Source organism: Peribacillus sp. NPDC097198 (assembly GCF_044762055.1).
Taxonomy (GTDB): Bacteria; Bacillota; Bacilli; order Bacillales; family DSM-1321; genus Peribacillus.
Window position 1 is genome coordinate 1 of record NZ_JBIWDO010000015.1, and the last position, 18,641, is coordinate 18,641.

An 18,641-nucleotide genomic window follows, 5' to 3' on the forward strand; every position below is an offset into this window, starting at 1 on the left:
GTCACACCCGTTCCCATTCCGAACACGGCAGTTAAGCTCTTCAGCGCCGATGGTAGTTGGGGGTTTCCCCCTGTGAGAGTAGGACGCCGCCAAGCTATACTTTATAATAAATGTACCATTCATACCGTCGCGGGGTAGAGCAGTCCGGTAGCTCGTCGGGCTCATAACCCGGAGGTCGCAGGTTCAAATCCTGTCCCCGCAATCATGAAAAAAACGAAACGATGTTTCGTTTTTTTATTTTTACGAATCAATTGAATATTTTTTTGTGAAATAAGCCATACTATAATTAATGTTATGTTTTATTAATCCATCTCTTTAAAAAAGGAAAAGAAATTCCTTGCTTATCAGAACGATTTGTATTATAATAATATAAGTCTTAAAGAAAAAGTATAATGTTTGGTGGCGATAGCGAAGAGGTCACACCCGTTCCCATTCCGAACACGGCAGTTAAGCTCTTCAGCGCCAATGGTAGTTGGGGGTTTCCCCCTGTGAGAGTAGGACGTCGCCAAGCTGTACTTTTTATATAAATGTATCATTCATACCGTCGCGGGGTAGAGCAGTCCGGTAGCTCGTCGGGCTCATAACCCGGAGGTCGCAGGTTCAAATCCTGTCCCCGCAATCATGAAAAAAACGAAACCTTTGTTTCGTTTTTTTTGTTTTACCGGATTTTCATCTTATAATATCCATAACTTATTTGTTTCTTCTTTTGAAACAAGGTACACTACATATAGAATCTTTTTTTTAATCAATGGTGAATGAATGCGTTTTTTATAGGTAGAATTTAGCCCTTTTTTAACTGGGGATCAATTACTTAATTGAATGATAAAGGTGACGGATATATGCAACATTTCGAATGGATTTCTGAAAATGAGGAAGAGACGGCACAGTTTGCGCAGGAATTGGCTAAGAGGCTTCGCAGTGGCGATGTACTGGCTTTAGAGGGAGATTTAGGGGCAGGGAAAACTGCATTTACTAAAGGTCTTGCTAAGGGATTAGGGGTCTCACGTACGGTGAATAGCCCTACCTTTACGATTATAAAGGAATACAACGGTCGCTTACCCTTATATCATATGGATGTATATCGGGTAGGAGAGTCAGAAGAGGATTTAGGTTTTGATGAATATTTTGATGGCGATGGTGTGACAGTCGTGGAATGGGCCCATTTAATAAAAGACCAACTCCCCGAGGACATTCTGACCATTAATATTTATCGTCTTGGTGATACGAGTCGCCGATTTGTTTTGGAAGCTCATGGCGAACGGTATGTTATGTTATGTAAGGAGATAATTTCATGAAGGTTTTAGCGATAGATACATCGAACTTTACTTTAGGGGTTGCTTTAATAAATGGTACCCAAGTGATCGGAGAGTACACGACGAATTTAAAGAAGAACCATTCCGTTCGGGTGATGCCTGCAATCGAGTCTTTATTGAAGGACTGTGATACGTCTCCTAAAGAGCTGACGAAAATCGTTGTCGCTCAGGGTCCTGGATCTTATACAGGAGTTAGAATTGGCGTAACGATAGCAAAAACATTGGCCTGGACACTGAATGTTCCATTATCCGCTGTTTCTAGTTTAGAAGTGCTAGCAGCGAATGGCCGTTATTTTGATGGTTTGGTTTCCCCATTGTTCGATGCTAGACGTGGCCAGGTATATACAGGTTTATATGAATTTGATCATGGCACGTTAAAAACGGTCACGGAAGATTGTAATATTCTAAGCTCTGAATGGGCGATGAAGGTAAAGGAATACAATCGACCAGTATTGTTTGTTGGCCAGGACGTGGAGATTCATCGTGAGGCCATTACAGAAGTACTGGGGGATTTAGCTGTCTTTGCTCCTGTACAGTTGTATAATGCGAGACCAAGCGAACTTGCTTTTATTGGTTTGAATAAGGATGAAGTCGATATACACCACTTCGTTCCCAACTATATTCGTATGGCTGAAGCCGAAGCAAAGTGGCTTGAACAGCAGGGTAAATAAAATAAAAGGAAAGCGACCGATTATGATGAGCAAAACAATGACGTTTCGTAAGATGAAAACGGAAGATATCGAGCAAGTTTTGAACGTGGAAAAACAGTCCTTCACTTTGCCTTGGAGCCGGGAAGCTTTCTTTAATGAACTGAATCATAATGAATATGCTGTTTATATGGTTATTGAAGATGAGGGGAAAATTGCCGGTTATTGCGGGGCCTGGATTGTCATTGATGAATCGCATATTACCAATATCGCCATTTTACCCGAGTATCGAGGGCAAAAGCTTGGTGAAGCCCTGCTAAGAAAAATGATAGAAATCTCGATCAGCATGGGGGTGGTCCGGATGACGCTAGAGGTTCGGGTCAGCAATGCTGTAGCCATTTCCCTCTATGAAAAACTGGGCTTTCAAAAGGGTGGAATAAGGAAAAGATATTATACAGATAATCAAGAAGATGCTTATGTTATGTGGGTGAATTTCAGATGAAAAAAGATCAATTGATATTGGGTATTGAAACGAGCTGCGATGAGACAGCTGCAGCCGTCATTAAGAATGGAACAGAGATAGTAAGCAATGTTGTGGCTTCACAAATAGAAAGCCATAAACGGTTTGGTGGTGTCGTTCCGGAAATAGCGTCTCGTCATCATGTTGAGCAGATCACCATCGTATTGGAGGAGGCCCTGCTTCAAGCTGGTGTGACATATGAGGATTTGGATGCCATAGCTGTCACTGAAGGCCCAGGGTTAGTAGGAGCCTTGTTAATAGGCGTTAATGCAGCCAAAGCCATTGCTTTCGCGCATGGAATTCCTCTTGTGGGAACGCACCATATTGCAGGACATATATATGCGAATAGACTGGTACAAGAAATACAGTATCCTGCCCTTTCTTTAGTCGTATCAGGTGGACATACCGAATTGGTGTTATTGACTGAGCCTGGTTCCTTTAAAGTAATTGGGGAAACAAGAGATGACGCGGCAGGCGAGGCTTACGATAAAGTCGCAAGAACACTGGGGCTTCCGTATCCTGGGGGTCCACATATCGATAGACTTGCTCATGAGGGGACACCATCTTTGAAACTGCCAAGGGCTTGGTTAGAAGAAGGAAGCTATGACTTTTCTTTCAGCGGCTTGAAATCAGCTGTCATTAATACCTTGCATAATGCAGAACAACGTGGCGAAAATATTGAGCCGCAGGACTTAGCGGCAAGCTTCCAGGCGAGTGTTATTGAGGTTCTTGTGAAGAAGGCCGTCAAGGCTGCCAAGGAATATGAAGTGAAACAGGTATTACTTGCTGGAGGAGTTGCTGCCAATAAAGGGCTCAGAAATGCTCTTACGGATGCTTTTTCAGGTTTGTCAATGGACCTGGTCATTCCACCCTTGCATCTTTGTACGGATAACGCGGCGATGATCGGTGCTGCAGGCAGCATCATGTTTGAAAAGGGAAAACGCTCAGGACTAGATTTGAACGGAAATCCTGGGTTGGATATAGAAGTTTTCTAATGAAGGCAGGATACCGAACTTTGGTATCTTGTTTTTCTGTTTTTTACAAATCATGCTTATTTTGTGGATAAAATTTTTTCACTATTCAAAACACCTGTGTATAAATAGTAATTTTGTGGATAAGTGGATAAATTTTTGTGGATAGTGTGGGTAAACTAAAATAATGTTGATTCAGTCGTGCTTGTTATGTGTATAAGACTGTGGATAACTTATTGCTTCATAAGAAAAAGACTGAGTCACATGACCCAGCCTTCATCTTACTCTTCTAATTCGGCCCATTCTTCCAGATACTGATCTAATGTTTCTTGTGCCTTGTCCAGTTTCGTCTGTATGTCCATCACTTTTTCATGGTCTTGGAAAACCGCTGGGTCACATAGAAGCTCATTATATTCGGTAATTTCTGTTTCCAGCAATTCCATCGCCGATTCAATCTCTTCGATTCGACGTTTGCGTTGCCGTTCTGCTTTTTTCGTTTCTTTATCCAGTTTATAATTTGTTTTTTCGACCTTTATTTCTACTGTATTTGCCTTACCCTGTTGTTCAAGGGCTTCAATTTCAGCTTGCTCTTGTTTTTTCTCTACATAGTAATCATAATCCCCGAGGAATTCTTCATTGCCGTCCTTGAATAGCTCTATGATTTTTGTAGCGATTCGATTAATGAAGTAACGGTCATGCGAGACAACAAGAATGGTTCCAGGATAATCGATCAAAGCATTTTCAAGGACTAACTTGCTCTCCAGGTCCAAATGGTTAGTCGGTTCATCCAGAATCAAAAAGTTTCCCTTTTCCATCATCATTTTCGCTAAAGCAAGGCGAGCCTTTTCCCCACCGCTCAAAGTCGAAACGGTTTTCAACACATCGTCCCCGCTAAAAAGGAAATTGCCGAGCACTGTCCGGATATCTTTCTCCGGTTTAGTCGGGTAATCATCCCATATTTCATTCAGGACGCGTTTATTAGAAATGAGATTGGCTTGTTCTTGATCGTAATAACTGACCTCGACATTGGTTCCAAAGCGGAATTCCCCGGAAATCGGAGGGAGCTTTGAAATGACGGTTTTCAATAATGTAGATTTACCGACACCATTCGGTCCGACGAGGGCAATGCTTTCGCCTTTTGTCATCCGGGAGTTAATGTTTTGAGACACTGCTTCCCCCGCATAGCCGATGGCCAAGTTTTGAAGATGAAGCACTTCATTGCCACTTTGTTTTTCTATTTGAAAGGAAAAATTGGCGGATTTCTCATCACCCTGAGGCTTGTCCAATACGTCCATCTTTTCCAGCTGTTTACGACGGCTTTGGGCTCTTTTGGTCGTCGATGCCCTAGTTATATTACGTTGGACAAAATCTCGCAGTTTTTCTATTTCCCCTTGCTGTTTCTCGAATTGTTTCATTTCACGTTCATAGTCTTCTGCTCTTCTTTCCAAGTAGGAGCTGTAATTTCCATAGTACTTTTTCATGTTATTCCTTGAAATTTCATAGACCTGATTGACAACTTTATCAAGAAAATAGCGATCATGGGACACAATAAGTACTGCACCCTGATAGCTTTGCAAATATTGTTCAAGCCAAGAGAGTGTCTCGATATCCAGATGGTTTGTAGGCTCATCCAGTATTAAAATATCAGGTTTCTTTAAAAGTAATTTCCCCAAGGCAAGGCGTGTCTTTTGACCACCGCTCAATGTGGAAATTAAAGTGGAATGATCAAAATCTCCAAATTGGAGACCATGTAAGACAGAGCGGATATCCGCTTCATATTGATACCCGCCCTGTTCTTTGAATGTAACCTGGAGGGCATCATATTCACTTAACACCTTTTGGTAACGTATTTCATCTTCAAATGTTGCGGGGTCGGCCATGGCAGCCTCGAGTCGCCGTAGTTCTTTTTCTTGTCCAATCAGTTTTTCGAATACAGTCAGCATTTCGTCCCAAATGGATAGTTCGGATTCCAATCCAGTATCCTGGGCCATATAACCGATTGTAATGTCTTTTGGCTTGATGATTTCGCCACCATCATGAGAAATTTGACCGGCTATAATTTTTAGCAAGGTCGACTTTCCTGCTCCATTTCGACCGACTAGGGCAATCCGGTCTTTATTTTGAACTTCAAGCTTCATATTTGATAAGATTAGCTCAGCACCATAATATTTCGATAGTTGATTGATTTGTAATAGAATCATGGATTTCACCTCAATTGATTATTGTTAGTGTAACGTATTATAGTATTTAACGGCAACAGCTTTGGTTTTAAAGGTGAAAAACAAGCTGTTACATAATGTAGGATAATAGTGTATGATTTAGGAGGGGTAATTTTATGAGCGATTTAACGCATTTTAATGAACAAGGCAGAGCCAAAATGGTTGATGTGAGCACGAAGCCAGAGACAATCCGGACGGCAACAGCTCAATCCAGCATCTTATTGAACGAAGAAATATATGAAAAAATCACGAATCAACAAATGAAAAAAGGTGATGTATTGGCGGTAGCACAGGTTGCAGGCATCATGGCCAGCAAAAATACATCCAATATCATTCCGATGTGTCACCCCATTTCCCTACAAGGGGTCAATATAGCTTTTGATTGGGAAAAAGAAGAAAAAGGGTACCGGCTTAAAATTGAAACACAGGTTAAGACAAAGGGTAGTACAGGTGTTGAAATGGAAGCGTTAACAGCAGCATCTGCAACCGCATTAACGGTTTACGACATGTGTAAGGCACTGGATAAAGGAATGATTATCGGGCCTACATTTTTAGTGGAGAAAACAGGTGGCGTGTCCAGCAGTGATTACAAAAGGCAGCTAAATCAAATGTAATCATTTTAAAAGCATGTATAAAGGCGGGGAAGAACAATGAACCATGACCCAAAGATACCGCAAGCAACGGCTAAAAGGTTGCCCTTGTATTATCGATTTTTAAAAAACTTACATTCCTCAGGTAAACAAAGAGTTTCCTCAGCTGAGCTGAGTGAAGCTGTAAAGGTAGATTCAGCAACGATCCGCCGCGATTTTTCCTACTTTGGAGCACTTGGAAAGAAGGGCTACGGCTATAATGTCAATTATTTATTGTCTTTCTTCAGAAAAACATTGGATCAAGATGAACTGACAAAAGTAGCCTTGATTGGAGTGGGGAATTTAGGGACTGCCTTTTTAAATTACAATTTCATGAAAAACAATAATACAAAAATTGAAATGGCATTTGAAGTTTCTGAAGACAAGGTCGGAAAGACCATCGCTGATGTGCCGATCTATCATATGAACGAAATAGACACACTTTTGCAGGAAAACAATATTACGGTAGCGATTTTGACGGTCCCTGCCCAAGAGGCCCAGACGATAACCGATCGTTTGGTTCAGGCCGATATAAAAGGGATACTGAATTTCACTCCAGCCAGGCTGACTGTACCCCCATCCATAAGGGTTCATCATATTGATCTGGCGGTTGAGCTTCAATCGCTGATCTACTTTTTAAAGCACTATCCTGTAGTAGAAGAAGCTGTTCTAGAAGAATAAAAACACGCTGCGATTATGCAGCGTGTTTTTTATTTTTTGTTATTCTTTTGTATAGACTTTATCTTAAAGTGGATGAGAATCATACGGATCCCGGATCCCAAGTCAAGAGTCGCAATCAATACAAGGATATAGGCGAAAAATCCCCATCCGGAAGAATTGACTGTCTGGACGGCAATCGTTGTAAAGAGAATGCCCAAGCCTGCGTATACGATTCCGATGAATAAAGGTGACTGACGTTTCATAATAAACCTCCGATAAAGGCTTGTGCAGTATCTGACAATTTCTCGATATCTTCTCTATATACCACCTGGATAATGACAACAAGGGTATTCATAGCGACATGTGCGGCTATGGATACGAGAATACGGCCCGTTTTGGCATATAGGAAGGCAAAAGTGAAGCCCATTGCTGCATATAAAAGAAGATGTTCGAGTTCACCGTGTGCCAAGCCGAAAATAACCGAGCTGAGTAAAGCCGAAATGAAGAAATTAAAGCGTTTATAAAGCGATCCGAAAATAATTTTCCTGAAAATGATTTCTTCCAAAATAGGACCGATCACAGAGGTAACGAATATGACCATCGGAACTTTATAAATGAGTGAAACCAGATTTTGAGTATTTTCAGATTCAGTCTCCACCCCAAGCATTTGTTCGATGTTCCCAGCTATATTTTGAGCGAAAAAGGCTAGGAAGACACCCGCTATTGCCCATAGGAAGGACACGGGAACCGAAGTCTGTGTAAGCTCAGTATTTTCCTTCATATCTTTTCGCAACAAGAATAGAATCACTATTAGTGCTGCAAGAAAACTGAAGACGATCCAGTAAGCGGCCGATTTAACTTCGAGCTCATCACTTGGTATGCCCATTGCAGAACCAATCACCGTGAAAATCGGCATTCCGACAATACCCGATAATTGCATGGCAATGTAAGTAATGATGACGAACCAATATTCTTTTTTCAAAAATGAAAACTCCTTTAATTAAGTCCGCCATTTTTTTAGAGTCCTGACATGGGGACAATCTATAAACGTATATAAAAAGGGTATCAAAAAACAGCCCATAACACCACTTATAGGTATATAAAAAGAGAACATTTCCAAAAAACATTTTAGGAATCATTATCCTAGAGTAGTATACCCGAAATTTATCAGAAATTAATAAAAAAAATTCAACAAGATACTTGCAAAAAGGGCTCGATTTATTTAATATTATAAATGTGTTAGCACTCGGTGTTGATGAGTGCTAATAAATCAGGCAATTGATTTAAGAGAAAATGAGGAGGTTGTTTCACTTGTTAAAACCATTAGGTGATCGCGTTATTATTGAATTAGTTCAATCTGAAGAAAAAACGGCAAGCGGTATTGTTCTTCCTGATACTGCAAAAGAAAAGCCACAAGAAGGTAAAGTCGTAGCGGTTGGTACAGGCCGTGTCCTTGAAAATGGCGAACGTGTTGCTTTAGAGGTTGCCCAAGGCGATCTAATTATCTTCTCAAAATATGCTGGTACTGAAGTTAAATACGAAAATAATGAATACTTAATCTTACGTGAAAGCGATATCTTAGCTATCATTGGCTAATTATACATCATACTTAACTGAACGAAAATTTTTCTTAAAATGATTAGGGAGGTACTTATACATGGCTAAAGAAATTAAATTTAGTGAAGAAGCTCGCCGTTCAATGCTTCGTGGCGTTGACGCTCTTGCAGATGCAGTAAAAGTAACGCTTGGACCAAAAGGACGTAACGTGGTTCTGGAGAAAAAATTCGGTTCACCGCTTATTACCAATGACGGTGTAACAATCGCTAAAGAAATCGAATTAGAAGATGCTTTCGAAAACATGGGTGCGAAATTGGTTGCTGAAGTAGCAAGCAAAACAAATGACGTAGCTGGTGACGGAACGACTACTGCAACGGTTCTTGCGCAAGCAATGATCCGTGAAGGTCTTAAGAACGTAACAGCTGGTGCTAACCCAATGGGTATCCGTAAAGGGATGGAAAAAGCGGTTAATACTGCGATTGCAGAATTAAAAGCCATTTCTCAACCTGTTGAAAACAAAGAATCGATTGCACAAGTTGCTGCTATCTCTTCAGCTGATGAAGAAGTAGGACAATTGATTGCAGAAGCTATGGAACGTGTAGGTAACGACGGCGTTATCACAATCGAAGAATCAAAAGGCTTCACAACTGAATTGGACGTAGTAGAAGGTATGCAATTCGATCGCGGATATGCATCTCCATACATGGTAACTGATTCAGATAAAATGGAAGCGATTCTTGAAAATCCATATATCTTAATCACTGATAAAAAAATCACGAACCTTCAAGAAATCCTTCCTGTACTTGAGCAAGTTGTACAACAAGGAAAACCACTATTATTGATTTCTGAAGACGTGGAAGGCGAAGCACTTGCAACTCTTGTTGTGAACAAACTTCGTGGAACATTCAATGCAGTGGCAGTTAAAGCTCCTGGATTCGGTGACCGTCGTAAAGCTATGCTTGAAGACATCGCAGCTCTAACAGGCGGCGAATTGATCACGGAAGAAATCGGCCTTGACCTTAAATCTGCAACAATCGATTCTTTAGGACGTGCTTCTAAAGTCGTTGTTACAAAAGAGAACACAACAATCGTTGAAGGTGCTGGAGACACAGCTCAAATTCAAGCTCGTGTAAACCAAATCCGTGTTCAATTAGAAGAAACAACTTCTGAATTCGACCGCGAAAAACTACAAGAACGCCTTGCTAAATTAGCTGGTGGAGTAGCAGTAATCAAAGTCGGAGCAGCTACTGAAACAGAACTTAAAGAACGTAAACTTCGTATTGAAGATGCATTGAACTCTACTCGTGCTGCTGTTGAAGAAGGAATCGTAGCCGGTGGTGGTACAGCTCTTCTAAACGTATACAATAAAGTGGCAGAAATCGAAGCAGAAGGCGACGTAGCAACAGGCGTGAAAATCGTTCTTCGTGCAATCGAAGAGCCGATTCGCCAAATCGCTCACAATGCTGGACTTGAAGGATCTGTAATCGTAGAACGCCTTAAAGGCGAAGCAATCGGTACTGGCTTCAATGCCGCTACTGGAGAATGGGTGAACATGATCGAAGCGGGTATCGTCGATCCTACTAAAGTAACTCGTTCAGCTCTACAAAACGCTGGATCCGTGGCTGCTATGTTCTTAACAACAGAAGCAGTTGTTGCTGATAAACCAGAACCTGCTGGCGCTGGCGGCGGAATGGGAATGCCTGACATGGGCGGAATGGGCGGCATGATGTAATAACTCCGCTTGAAATTCAGTGAAAATAGTAATGTTTTCCTGAATAAGATCTGAAAAAGAGGTTTTCCATGAGTTCTTTGAACTTTTTGGGAAGCCTCTTTTTTCACATGAAGATAAACATGTCTTCATTCTTGTGCCAGAATCGTTTCATTATTTGTGAAAGACTTACCCCTGCCTCAGCTAAGAGAGGGCATCAAGCCGTATATGCGAAAACAATATTGAAACAACGTATTTCGTCTTTATCTTTATTTTTCCTCTTTTGTATTTCCTCTGTCACGACAAAAGCAAGATCATCATTTCCGAATAAGGATTATACCCCCATAATGGTTTCATCCGATACTTCACCGGCTTCATCTTTTGTTACGGTTAATTCGATGGCTCAATGCCAGGTTCGAGATCATGATTGATGCACCACTGCGAAAAGACGAGGATCATCATCTTTTCTTGACCTTGGCAGTTTTCGATGATTTTTTCTTCCAATTATTTCTGATTCATATAAATACTCCTTTGAAGGATTTAACAAGATTAGCATACACCCATCCCTTTTTTTCAAATTTATCCCATACGACTATTCCATTTTCTATGTTATAGTTCAATATTGAACTATAAAAATCAGATGAACGATTTTATAATTATTTCCTAAAACTAAACGAAACAAAATAAAATTTAAATGAGGTTAAATATATGAGTGTATTAACGGTTACAGACCTAAACCATGGTTTTGGCGATCGTACGATTTTTGATAATGTTTCCTTCCGCTTGTTAAAAGGTGAACATATAGCTTTAATTGGGGCAAATGGCGAAGGTAAATCGACGTTTATGAATATCATTACAGGGAAACTTCAGCCTGACGATGGAAAAATAGAGTGGTCAAAGCACCAACGAGTCGGTTATCTTGATCAACATACGGTTTTACAAAAGGGAATATCAATCCGTGACGTATTAAAAACGGCTTTTCAATATCTCTTTGACGTTGAAACGAATATTAATACCATTTATGAAAAGATTTCAGATGTTACACCTGAAGAAATGGAAAAGTTGTTAGAGGAAGTTGGGACATTACAGGACATATTAACAAATAATGATTTCTATATTATTGATTCTAAGGTAGACGAAGTGGCACGTGGCCTTGGACTTGATGGTATAGGATTAGAAAAAGATGTTAATGATTTAAGCGGTGGGCAACGAACGAAGGTTTTATTAGCTAAGCTTTTACTTGAGAAACCAGATATTCTTCTTTTAGATGAGCCTACAAACTATTTAGACGAACAACACATTGAGTGGTTAAGACGTTACCTGCAAGAATACGATAACGCTTTTTTATTAATTTCTCATGATATTCCATTTCTTAATAGCGTTGCAAATGTGATCTACCATTTAGAAAATCAGAAATTAAATCGCTACGTGGGTGATTACAACCATTTCCTTATTGCCTATGAAGCTAAAAAAATACAAGTTGAAGCTGCCTTTAAGAGACAACAATCAGAAATTGCTAGTTTAAAAGATTTTGTAGCTCGTAATAAGGCAAGGGCATCTACCAGCAGCCTTGCCATGTCGAGACAGAAAAAACTCGATAAAATGGATGTTATTGAAATAGCACAGGAACGACCAAAACCTGATTTCAACTTTAAAGAAGCAAGGACCTCAGGTAAATTAATTGTTGAGACGAAAGAATTTGTCATTGGATACGATGAGCCACTTTCAAAGCCGTTAAATCTTTATATAGAGCGTGGACAAAAAGTAGCTTTAGTTGGAGCAAATGGGATTGGTAAGACTACACTCCTTCGTAGCATGCTCGGAGAAATAAGATCTCTTTCTGGTTCACTTGAACGCGGTGAACATCAGTATATTGGATATTTTGAACAAGAAGTGAAAACGAAAAATCAAAACACGTGCATCGAAGAAATATCGAATACGTTTCCTCAGTTAAGCCAAGGACAGGTACGCGCTGCTCTTGCGAGATGTGGGTTAACTAGAAAACATATTGAAAGTAAAATATCCGTATTAAGTGGTGGAGAGCAATCGAAAGTCCGGTTATGCAAACTCCTTAACCAAGAAAGCAATATCCTTGTTTTTGATGAGCCAACCAACCATTTGGATAAAGATGCAAAAGCTGAGCTAAAACGAGCTTTGAAATCGTATAAGGGAAGCGTAGTCCTTATCTCTCATGAACCTGATTTTTACCAAGACGTAGTAACAGATATTTGGGACGTAGAATCATGGACAACGAAAACCATCTAAACTTGAACGATCCGAGTAGGAGTCGCCATTTTAAAAAGGAAGGCCTCCCATCAGTTTACTGAACTGATGGGAGGCCTTCCTTTTTTTATTTATTATTTTTGGTAAAAGAAAGGGATTAACTTTATTATGTCAAATACTACCATTTGCATGTGAGTTAACAAGATAAACTAGAAATAACAGTAGAGGAGATGAAGCTAGTCCGTTAATTTAATGTAGAACCTGTCATGGAACTGTCTATCATGCAGAGCAAAATAGGGGACCACAAAGAGGCAAAGGACATGTCATGTCATGTATCGACTATTTGGCTACTTGGGGTAATGGAGAATAAAAAAAGAGAAATTTAAATTATGAAAGGAATGATTTTTTGAAGAGAAAAGCTAGAAAGCTTCTGACGTATTTTTTAACGCTGGCTTTTACCATAATTTTTTTTATCGATACCGCAATGCAGGTAAACCATGCTTCAGCGGCTGAGGTTAAGGATGCTTCAAAGGCAGAGGTCGTGTCACTGAAAGATGTCTACAAAGACTATTTCCTTATTGGGAATACTGTAAGTCCGGGCGACTTAACCGATTCAGCGAAGTATGATTTTATGAAATTCCACTATAATGCGCTGACGCCTGAAAATGCTACGAAACCGGACTCCATTTGGCCCAATGCAACTAGCGAACCTTCATTCACAACAGCCGACAAATTGTTAACCCAAGTTAATGCTGACGGTTTCTATACGATTGGACACGCGTTGGCGTGGCATAATCAGTCGGCTGGCTGGCCGCCTGCTGGTCTGAATTATACCGAGGCCCGGGCGAGCTTACAAAAGTATATATCGACAATCGCCGGGCACTTTAGTCAGGGCTCTTATAAGCTCGACACCTGGGACGTTGTTAACGAAGCAATGAGGGATAATCCAGAAAACCCGACCGACTGGCGGAAGGCGCTTCGCTCTGACATTAATCCAATAGAACGTCCATCAAGATGGTTTGATGCTTACGCTAACGGCGGAAATGGTTGGGATTATATCTATGATTCCTTCTTGTTCGCGCGTGAGGCTGATCCGGACGCCATTCTCTACTACAATGATTTTAACGACGAAGAAATCCCCAACAAAGCAATCGCTATTGCCTCAATGGCCAAGGAACTCAACCAAAAATATGCGAATGAACACCCTGAGGCAAATGGCAGGAAACTGATTGAGGGCATCGGGATACAAGGGCATTACAACCTCAGACTCAATGTGGATAATTTAGAGGAAGTATTAAAGATATATAGTGAAACCGGGTTGGAGATTAGTATAACTGAACTCGACGTACAATTTAACGGTACTTCATCCGAGGTTCCGCCTACCAAAGAGCAATTGAAGGAGCAAGCGGTATTGTACGCCAAGCTGTTCATGTTATATAAGAAGTATTCCGATAATATAGAACGTGTTACATTCTGGGGTGTGGCCGATAATAACAGCTGGCGCAGCACGGGTTACCCGTTGCCATTCGACTCCAAGCGTGCCCCTAAAGAAGCGTATTGGGCCATAATAAATCCGGAGGCCTATCTAGGACTTGATGAGTTGCCGCCAAAGCTCACCTCATTTAAATTCGGGGATGATGTTTTCAATGTCGAGGGTAAAACCAAATTGGATGTTAACGTACCAAAGAGCGTATCAAACATTGACTTCTCCGCTTCCAATGTCGCACATCAATACGACAACGATGAAGTTGACGTCAAAGTTAAGCTCGACCCTGCAAGTGGAGCGGTGAGCAACGGGAAGCCAGCCGTGGCGACGGTAGAGATAGCCAGGAAGGAAAACCCGAATAGATCAACGAAGTATATAATACACTTCGGGCATATGACCGCTGAATGGGAGAAGGACCAAAACTATACGGATACGGGCTTCCGCTCCTCCGTCAATATCCGCTTTAGTGATGGTAAAAGTAAACTCAAATTATTTCAGGCGTTCTATAATAAGGACAACGGTAAGCAAGCCATGCTCAACAGTAAGGAATTTAAGCCCTTACCAAAACATACAGGTGGCACGCTCACTATTCAAACAGATAAAAGTATAGACGCTGATGATTTGAAAACAATGACCTTGAAGAAATCTCTTTGGGATCAAAACTGGGTTCCCATTATTCCAGCGCGTGTTACAGACTTCAATGTTCCGGAAAATTTTTGGAGATTGGCCAAAACGATTGAATCCGGTAAGACATATATCGTTGTCTCATCCAACTCAAGCTTGGCCCTGACCAATAGGAATGTACCATCTATCCCGGCCACTGGCGGTGTGACCACCCCCAAACGAGGTATTGCGGGTACTCCTGTCACGATAGAGGACGACATTATTAAAGAGCCGAAGCAGATTCAGGATAATATGAGATTTATCTTTAAAGAGAGTGCCAGCCCCGACCCGGGACCATACACAAAAGCGAAGGGATACAAGGGATACACAATGTTGAGTCTAGTTCACGGCGGACTTGTCGCCCCCACTATTTTGTGGCGGGATTTGAGCAATGACGATACGGCTCCTTTACGGACAGACACAACTATTGGTGATCGTGCACTAGATCGGGCGGTATGGTTTAATACCAGCATAGATCCCGATACAGGTGAGACGACACTATTTTCCCATACGGGTTCCAACCATTACACCTATGCACTGCATGGTAATGAAAACGGTTTCATTGGCCAAGGAGGAACGGAGCCATTGGAAAATTATGCAGACAATAGTCGTGTGAAGCTGTATGAGTACGTGTCCAACTATTTATACGAAGACTCAACCAATCTGGGCGTGGAAATTAGCCTAGCACCGGTGGAGCGTATCGTGAGAGATCGTGACACCAAAATCCCCGTCACAGCGGATGTCCCTGACGGTTCCAAAGCAGTATTGGTAAAGGATGGTGTTTCAGTAGCTACCGCGAAATTCGCAAAAGGCAAAGCGACAATCAGCGTTAAAGGCAGCGATGTTGACCCCGGCGCGAATTATGCAGTCGTTATCTATGATGGCACCAAAATACTTGGTGCGCAATGCTGCCGGTAGTCACTGTCGACAAGGCGACGCCGTTGGCTACGGTAGGGAAACTGAATGGTAAGCAGAACAGGCTGAAAATCAGCGTTAAAGAGTCATATTCCGATGGTTCGACGGAGAACTTCACTGAGGAGATACTAATCAAGAACAATGCCACAGACGTATATCAAGTGGGACCTTATAAGGTTTACGTGGAGACTAAAGGCAACGACAAGATTCGAAAATGTTATATTGTGAAGGATTAATCAGCAATCAGGGAAAATTGTATTTCTTGATAAAGCAATGGGTAATGAGAAATGATGCTTACCCAAATAGCTTTTTAAGTGGAAGGTCTCCTATCAGTTTAATGAACTGATAGGAGGTTTCTTTGTATATGAACGTAAATATTCATCATTTTATTTATAATGGAATGTCCTAAACTTTTTGGAGTCTCGCTATCTCCCTTAATATCATTTGCGCGCCCTTTTGCGTGTTAATAAAAGAGAAAGATCTCTCTGATTGACGATGGCCTTTTTTGTTATGGGGGCTAGAATCTGCTAACCTGTACTTTAATAGTGAGGCCCATCTATAAGGAATGCGTATAAAGAATAAAATAGTCGGAGGAGAATAAATGCGTTCAGAAAAAGAAATGATGGAATTGATATTACGAGTTGCTGAGAGAGATGAGAGAGTAAGAGCTGTTGCCATGAATGGTTCTCGGACAAATTCTAATGTACCGAAAGATACTTTAAGAGATTATGATATGGTCTATCTTGTATCTGACGTACAATCGTTTCTTTTTAATCCTGATTGGGTAAATGTGTTTGGGAAAAGAATTATCATGCAAACACCAGAGGATATGGTGATGTTTCCACCTGAATTGGATGGGAGATTCACCTACTTAATGTTATTCGAGGATGGTAATCGACTTGATTTAATGCTGGTTCCGATTGAGGAAAAAGAGAAATATTGTTTAGAAGAAGGATTAACCGTTATTTTATTAGATAAAGATGGGAATATGCCTAAGCTCTCTGAACCAACGGATAAAGAGTACTGGGTAAAAAAGCCTTCGGCTGAATTTTTTGCAGATTGTTGTAATGAATTTTGGTGGGTTTCCACTTATGTAGCAAAAGGGTTATGGAGACAAGAGATACTCTACGCTTATGACCACTTAAACGGTGTAAGAGAAATGTTACTAACCATGCTTGAGTGGAAAGTTGGTATAGAAACAAATTTTTCTTTGAGTGTAGGGGAAAATAGTAAGTATTTGAAGCGTTATCTTAATAATGAGATGTGGAAAAGATTGATGAAAACCTATCCTACCGGAGATTATGAACAGGTGTGGCATGCATTGTTTGAAACCATTGCCTTGTTTGAGCAAGTAGCGATTGAAGTAGCTAGTAATCTTGAATATCAATATCCTTATAAAGATGCGAATAAGGTAAAACAATACCTTACTAAAAACTAAACTAAGGTATCTACTAACAGGTGGGATATTTTCGTCATATATGCACGATTGAAAAGCAAACAGGTAAGGAAAATGCTCGAACTAAATAAGCACAACATGAATAGATAAGAATCCATTTTGATCAACCTTTGCTCAAAATGGATTCTTTTTTATTTATCGTAAAAAGTTAGTCTCTGTGAAAAAGGACATAGGTGCCGTTAAAACAGGTAGGTCTTTCTAGGTGTTTATCATAGTTTAAAAGGAAAAATGAGGGATTAATAGAATGTACTAACTAATAAATAATATTCAGAATAGGGGAATGGAAGTGAAAAAGAAGTTTATAAAGGTTCTAAGTTCAACAATAGTAGCTGCAACATTACTTGGCCCGAATGTCGGCTTCGCTGAACGAGGACCAAATCCGACCGGTGGAACGAATCTTTCTATCGAAGCATTCCTTAATTATGATGAGCTTGTAAAAAAGTTAAATAAGCTTGAGCAAGTGAGTAAGGGGAAAGTGAAAGTGGAAGTGGCTGGACAAACAAATCAAGGTCGTTCCATTCACAAAGTGACGGTAGGGCATGGTAAAAAAGTTGTTCTTATCCAAAGTGAAATTCATGGAAATGAAAAAACAGGAACGGTTGCGTTATTAAACATTCTTGAAAACCTAGGTAAAAGTAATTCACCTGATGTGAAAAAAATGCTTGATGAACTAACAATCGTTGCTATACCAATGATGAACGTAGATGGATCAGAGCTTGATCGTCGTGGAAATGAGATGACATGGTCAGAGGTGGTAGGGAAATTCCCACAACTCTCGAATGCTAAACCAACTTGGAATTATTACACGACTCCAAGATCCGGAGACGACTATGCTAGCAAACCGGGATTTGATGTGAATCGTGACTTTAATCCAAACTTAAACTATGTGCCACAGCCTCAAGACTTCCCAGGGGCATCTGAAAAGCCAGGCTGGTTCATTACACCTGAATCACAAACGGTACGTGACATATATAAAGGGTTAAAATCGAAATTCGGTAAAGTGGATGTTTTTATCGATCTTCATCACCAAGGGTTCCCGTATATCGAAGGAACGGATGACCGTGTGACGATGTCTATATCAGGAAAATTCGTCAACGATCCTAGCACACCTGCAGGGGCTAAGTATAAAGAGTATGCAGATAACTTTAAATATGATTTCTCCCGTCAGTTAACTCTTACTGCCTATAATGCATTACAAACAAAAGGAAATTCTGTGTTTACGAATATTTCACTGTACGATCAAACCGTTGATCTGCCAGGTACTGCTTTAGGAGCGTTTGCGTTAAATGGAAGTGGTACGGTTCTATTTGAAGTGAGTGGACAAACACAAAACTTTGGGCAAAAACAGAAAGGTCAGTTAGTGAAAACGGTTGAAACAGGTCTTATGGGAATAATCTCTGGTGTGACAGATGGATCGGTTCATACTCTTAATCCAACAGACTATGAAAAAATCCCTAAAAGTTCGTCTAAACCGGGAATCTAATTATATGGAAGACGGCCCTATCGTTCAGGAACAAGTAGTTCCGTCATAAGCAATCCGTTTAAGAAGTGAGAGGCAGAAATGTTGTTATAACGACATTTCTGCCTCTTTATTTTTTCTTCGGTCCAGTTTAGACACCATATTTACTCTAGAGCCAGCGTTTAACCGACCCCGACTGAATGGAAGAAGCCATT

At 40.6% G+C, this 18,641-nt stretch carries 16 protein-coding genes, 2 tRNA genes, 2 rRNA genes and 1 pseudogene; 17 read left to right on the plus strand and 4 right to left on the minus strand.

Annotation, left to right across the window (positions count from 1 at the left end):
* The 8 genes from rrf (ACIQXQ_RS18640) to tsaD form a co-directional block, all read left to right on the plus strand.
* Positions 1-95, plus strand: a 5S ribosomal RNA gene (rrf, locus tag ACIQXQ_RS18640); the annotation flags it as partial.
* A 33-nt stretch (positions 96-128) separates the two neighbouring features.
* Positions 129-202, plus strand: a tRNA-Met gene (locus tag ACIQXQ_RS18645).
* A gap of 193 nt (positions 203-395) precedes the next feature.
* A 5S ribosomal RNA gene (rrf, locus tag ACIQXQ_RS18650) occupies positions 396-511 on the plus strand.
* Positions 512-545: 34 nt separating this feature from the next.
* Positions 546-619: transfer RNA gene (locus tag ACIQXQ_RS18655), tRNA-Met, on the plus strand.
* 220 nt (positions 620-839) lie between these two features.
* Positions 840-1,295, plus strand: a complete 456-nt coding sequence (gene tsaE / locus ACIQXQ_RS18660) for a tRNA (adenosine(37)-N6)-threonylcarbamoyltransferase complex ATPase subunit type 1 TsaE (RefSeq protein WP_402875439.1) — start codon at positions 840-842, stop codon at positions 1,293-1,295.
* A complete protein-coding gene (gene tsaB / locus ACIQXQ_RS18665; RefSeq protein ID WP_402959443.1) occupies positions 1,292-1,984 on the plus strand; it encodes a tRNA (adenosine(37)-N6)-threonylcarbamoyltransferase complex dimerization subunit type 1 TsaB in 693 nt (230 codons plus the stop codon). Before tsaE ends, tsaB begins: the two co-directional genes overlap by 4 nt.
* Before the next feature lie 25 nt (positions 1,985-2,009).
* Positions 2,010-2,462 (plus strand): ribosomal protein S18-alanine N-acetyltransferase, encoded by a 453-nt coding sequence (gene rimI / locus ACIQXQ_RS18670; protein WP_402959490.1) that lies wholly within the window; start codon positions 2,010-2,012, stop codon positions 2,460-2,462.
* Positions 2,459-3,475: a tRNA (adenosine(37)-N6)-threonylcarbamoyltransferase complex transferase subunit TsaD gene (gene tsaD, locus ACIQXQ_RS18675; protein ID WP_402875442.1), complete on the plus strand. Its 1,017-nt coding sequence runs from the start codon at positions 2,459-2,461 to the stop codon at positions 3,473-3,475. Before rimI ends, tsaD begins: the two co-directional genes overlap by 4 nt.
* Positions 3,476-3,732: 257 nt before the next feature.
* Here the strand turns inward: tsaD and ACIQXQ_RS18680 are convergent, their stop codons facing one another.
* Positions 3,733-5,652 carry an ABC-F family ATP-binding cassette domain-containing protein gene (locus ACIQXQ_RS18680; protein WP_402959445.1) on the minus strand — a complete coding sequence of 640 codons (1,920 nt, stop codon included), beginning with the start codon at positions 5,650-5,652 and terminating at the stop codon, positions 3,733-3,735.
* Positions 5,653-5,786: 134 nt separating this feature from the next.
* On the opposite strand from ACIQXQ_RS18680, the gene moaC reads away from it, so the two are divergent.
* A complete protein-coding gene (gene moaC, locus ACIQXQ_RS18685) occupies positions 5,787-6,284 on the plus strand; it encodes a cyclic pyranopterin monophosphate synthase MoaC (protein WP_402875444.1) in 498 nt (165 codons plus the stop codon).
* Positions 6,285-6,320: 36 nt separating this feature from the next.
* Positions 6,321-6,980: a redox-sensing transcriptional repressor Rex gene (locus ACIQXQ_RS18690; RefSeq protein WP_402875445.1), complete on the plus strand. Its 660-nt coding sequence runs from the start codon at positions 6,321-6,323 to the stop codon at positions 6,978-6,980.
* 29 nt (positions 6,981-7,009) lie between these two features.
* On the opposite strand, the gene ACIQXQ_RS18695 is transcribed toward ACIQXQ_RS18690, so the two are convergent.
* A complete protein-coding gene (locus ACIQXQ_RS18695) occupies positions 7,010-7,222 on the minus strand; it encodes a YdiK family protein (protein WP_402875447.1) in 213 nt (70 codons plus the stop codon).
* Positions 7,219-7,941, minus strand: coding sequence for a CPBP family intramembrane glutamic endopeptidase (locus tag ACIQXQ_RS18700; protein WP_402959447.1), 723 nt, complete (start codon positions 7,939-7,941; stop codon positions 7,219-7,221). The genes ACIQXQ_RS18695 and ACIQXQ_RS18700 overlap by 4 nt, the downstream gene beginning before the upstream one ends.
* Before the next feature lie 329 nt (positions 7,942-8,270).
* Here ACIQXQ_RS18700 and groES point away from each other — a divergent pair, with 329 nt between their 5' ends.
* A complete protein-coding gene (groES, locus tag ACIQXQ_RS18705; protein ID WP_402875451.1) occupies positions 8,271-8,555 on the plus strand; it encodes a co-chaperone GroES in 285 nt (94 codons plus the stop codon).
* A 61-nt stretch (positions 8,556-8,616) separates the two neighbouring features.
* On the plus strand, positions 8,617-10,248 hold the full coding sequence (gene groL, locus ACIQXQ_RS18710) for a chaperonin GroEL (RefSeq protein ID WP_402959449.1): 1,632 nt from the start codon (positions 8,617-8,619) through the stop codon (positions 10,246-10,248).
* 193 nt (positions 10,249-10,441) lie between these two features.
* On the opposite strand, the pseudogene ACIQXQ_RS18715 reads toward groL, so the two are convergent.
* Positions 10,442-10,686, minus strand: a pseudogene (locus tag ACIQXQ_RS18715) (hypothetical protein).
* Positions 10,687-10,932: 246 nt separating this feature from the next.
* On the opposite strand from ACIQXQ_RS18715, the gene ACIQXQ_RS18720 reads away from it, so the two are divergent.
* The 5 genes from ACIQXQ_RS18720 to ACIQXQ_RS18740 all read left to right on the plus strand — a co-directional run bounded on the left by ACIQXQ_RS18720 (position 10,933) and on the right by ACIQXQ_RS18740 (position 18,450).
* Entirely contained in the window at positions 10,933-12,489 is a 1,557-nt protein-coding gene (locus ACIQXQ_RS18720; RefSeq protein WP_402875489.1) for an ABC-F family ATP-binding cassette domain-containing protein, read from the plus strand.
* A gap of 364 nt (positions 12,490-12,853) precedes the next feature.
* Positions 12,854-15,514 carry an endo-1,4-beta-xylanase gene (locus ACIQXQ_RS18725; RefSeq protein ID WP_402959451.1) on the plus strand — a complete coding sequence of 887 codons (2,661 nt, stop codon included), beginning with the start codon at positions 12,854-12,856 and terminating at the stop codon, positions 15,512-15,514.
* Positions 15,502-15,747: a hypothetical protein gene (locus ACIQXQ_RS18730; RefSeq protein ID WP_402959453.1), complete on the plus strand. Its 246-nt coding sequence runs from the start codon at positions 15,502-15,504 to the stop codon at positions 15,745-15,747. Before ACIQXQ_RS18725 ends, ACIQXQ_RS18730 begins: the two co-directional genes overlap by 13 nt.
* A gap of 365 nt (positions 15,748-16,112) precedes the next feature.
* Positions 16,113-16,949, plus strand: coding sequence for an aminoglycoside 6-adenylyltransferase (locus tag ACIQXQ_RS18735; protein ID WP_402875493.1), 837 nt, complete (start codon positions 16,113-16,115; stop codon positions 16,947-16,949).
* Between the two features lie 304 nt (positions 16,950-17,253).
* Complete coding sequence (locus ACIQXQ_RS18740) at positions 17,254-18,450, plus strand: M14 family zinc carboxypeptidase (RefSeq protein WP_402959455.1); 1,197 nt, start codon at positions 17,254-17,256, stop codon at positions 18,448-18,450.
* Positions 18,451-18,641 lie beyond the last annotated feature (191 nt).